Below are 2,969 nucleotides of genomic sequence, written 5' to 3'. Positions count from 1 at the left end.
CTCAGGCGCCGCGCGGCGGCAGTGGCGGGCGGGTCTTGTCCGGGACGTTCGTGTACGTCGGGGGCGACGCCGCCGGCCGCTGCGCGAGGAGTTCCAGCGCCACCTGCACCGCGTCGCCCAGCTGCGCCTGGCGCCCCTCGGCCCAGTCGAGCGGCGTACGCAGCACCGCGATGTCCGGCTCCACGCCGTGGTTCTCCACCGACCAGCCGTACGCGTCGAACCACGCCGCGTTCATCGGCACCGTGATCACCGTGCCGTCGCCCAGGGTGTGGCGGCCCGTCATACCCACCACCCCGCCCCAGGTGCGCTGCCCGACCACCGGCCCCAGGCCCAGGAGTTTGAACGCTGCCGTGATCATGTCGCCGTCCGACGACGTCGCCTCGTCCGCCAGTGCCACCACCGGCCCCCGGGGGCCGTTCGAGGCGTACGACACGGGCTCCGCGTCGCGTGTCAGGTCCCAGCCGATGATCGTGCGGGTGAGCTTCTCCACGACCAGTTCGCTGATGTTGCCGCCCGCGTTGCCCCGCACGTCGACGATCAGGGCCGGGAGCGCGACCTCCATCCGCAGGTCGCGGTTGAACTGCGCCCAGCCGGAGCCGCCCATGTCGGGGATGTGCAGGTAGCCGCACTTGCCGCCGCTCAACTCCCGCACCACCTCACGGCGTTTGGCCACCCAGTCCTGGTAGCGCAGCGGGCGTTCGTCGATCAGCGGGACGATCGCGACCCGGCGCGCCGGGCCCTCGCCCTCCGCCGGCCTGAACGTCAGCTCCACCGTCGTGCCCCCGGCCGCCGCGAGGAGGGGGTACGGGCCCGCCACCGGGTCCACCGGCCGGCCGTCCACGTGCGTGAGGGCGGCGCCCTCCCGGATGCCCGTGCCGGCCAGCGGTGACCGGGCCTTGGAGTCGGACGACTCGCCGGGGAGGATGCGGCGCACCACCCACTGGCCGTCCCGGCACACGAAGTTGGCGCCGAGCAGGCCCATCGCCCGCTGGTAGTGCGGCGGGCCCTCGTTGCGGCGGGCGGCGGCGACGTACGCGTGCGAGGTGCCCAGCTCGCCCAGCACCTCGCGGAGCAGATCCGCGAACTCGTCGGGCGTCGCGACGCGTTCGAGCAGGGGGCGGTACTGGTCGAGCACCGCGTCCCAGTCGACGCCGCACATGCGCGGCTCCCAGAAGTAGGCCCGGACGATCCGGCCCGCCTCCGCGTAGGCCTGGCGCCACTGCGCCTCCGGTTCGACCTGGTGCAGGATGCGGCGCAGGTCCAGGTAGACCGTCGAGTCGGTGTCACCGGTCTCGGTGGCGGGGACCGCGCGCAGCTCGCCCTCGTCCATCACCACCAGCCGTGTCCCGTCGCCGCTGACCGCGAACCAGTCGAGGTGGTCGACGAGTTCCGTCTTGCGCGCCTTGGTGAGGTTGAAGTGTTCGAGCGTCGGGCGCCCCGACATGTCCGCCGGGTTCGCGAACGTCTCGCCGAGCGCTCCCGAGATCGGCCAGCGAAGCCAGACGAGGCCGCCGCCGGAGACGGGCTGGAGTCCCGAGTACTTGGAGGCGGACACCGGAAACGGCGTCACCCGGTTCGCCAGGCCCTCGACCTCCACCAGGGCCGCCGTGCTGTCGGCGCTCTCGCCCTCCTCGCCCTCCACCGGGTCCAGTCCGCCGGCGGCCGGGCGGCCCTCGGCGGACAGCGCGAAGGGGGACGGCGTCGCCGAGGAGAGGGTCACCAGGTACGGGCGGCAGCCCAGCGGGAAGGACAGGTCGCCGGTGTGGACGTCGTACACCGGGTCGAAGCCGCGCCACGAGAGGAACGCCAGGTAGCGGCCATCGGTGGTGAAGACCGGGTTCTCGTCCTCGAAGCGGCCGTTCGTGACGTCGATGACGTGCTTCGTCTCGATCTTCGCCATCTTGATCTGGCGCAGCGAGCGGCCGATGCCGGGGTGCGACCAGGTCAGCCAGGCGCCGTCCGGGGAGAACGCCAGGTCGCGGACCGGGCCGTTGGTGGAGCGCGTCAGTTCCGTGACGTCGGCGGTCTCGTCGGCGTCGGCCGTCGTGTCGACCAGCAGGAGCCGGCCGTCGTGCGAGGCGACCGCCAGCCGTTCGCCCTCCGGGTCCGACACCATCTCGTGTACGCGCCCGAGCCTGCCGGAGGCGAGCCGGCGCGGCGCGCGGTCACCGCTGGCGCGCGGCAGGTGCGCGATCTCGATCGCGTCCTCGCCCTCCGCGTCGGTGACGTACGCGACCTGGCCGCTGCCGCCGAGCATCTCCGGCAGGCGCACCCGGACACCGGGGACGTCGGTGATCGTGCGGGCCGGGCCGTCGCGGTGCGTCAGCCAGTACAGGCTGCCCCGGACCACGACCGCGCTGGCGCGGCCGGTCGTGTCGACCGACAGGCCGTCCACGTTGGCCGCCGCCGGGACGTGGTACGCGCGCCGGCCGGCGCGGGGGCCGCCCAGGTGCACGTCGAGGCGGCGCGGTCCGGCGCCGGGGGACAGGTCGTCCACCAGCCACAGGTCGCCCGCGCACTGGTAGACCACGCGGGCGCCGTCGCTGGAGGCGTGCCGGGCGTAGAACGCGTCGTGGTCGGTGTGGCGGCGCAGGTCGGTGCCGTCGTACGCGCAGGAGTAGAGGTTCCCCACACCCTCGTGGTCGGAGAGGAACGCGACGCGGCCGTCGACGAACATCGGGCAGTCGAGGTGGCCGCCGAGGTCCGGCAGCAGTTGCCGGCCGTGCAGCCACAGGCGTCCCGTGGCCCCGCCCCGGTAGCGCTTCCACGCGGCGGGCTCGTGCGGGGGCTTTCCGGTGAGCAGGAGCGTACGGCGCTCGCCGTCGATGTCCGCGACCGCGATGTCGGAGACCGGGCCCCAGGGCAGCTTCGCGCCGGGGCTGCCGTCCGTGGGGAGGGTGTACGCCCACGAGAAGTGCGAGAACGGCTGGCCGTGCGAGGCGACGGCGAGGATGTGCGCGGGGTGGCCG

Annotated in this window: 1 protein-coding gene; it reads right to left on the bottom strand. The window is 73.9% G+C overall.

What is annotated here, in order from left to right:
* Position 1: 1 nt before the first annotated feature.
* Positions 2-2,969: S41 family peptidase (locus E2E34_RS33060; protein WP_138905524.1), on the bottom strand; the 2,968-nt coding region annotated here is incomplete at its 5' end.

Origin of the sequence: Streptomyces albidochromogenes, assembly GCF_005981925.1 — a bacterium.
Classification (GTDB): domain Bacteria; phylum Actinomycetota; class Actinomycetes; order Streptomycetales; family Streptomycetaceae; genus Streptomyces; species Streptomyces albidochromogenes.
This window is presented reverse-complemented; position numbering and strand designations above follow the sequence as displayed.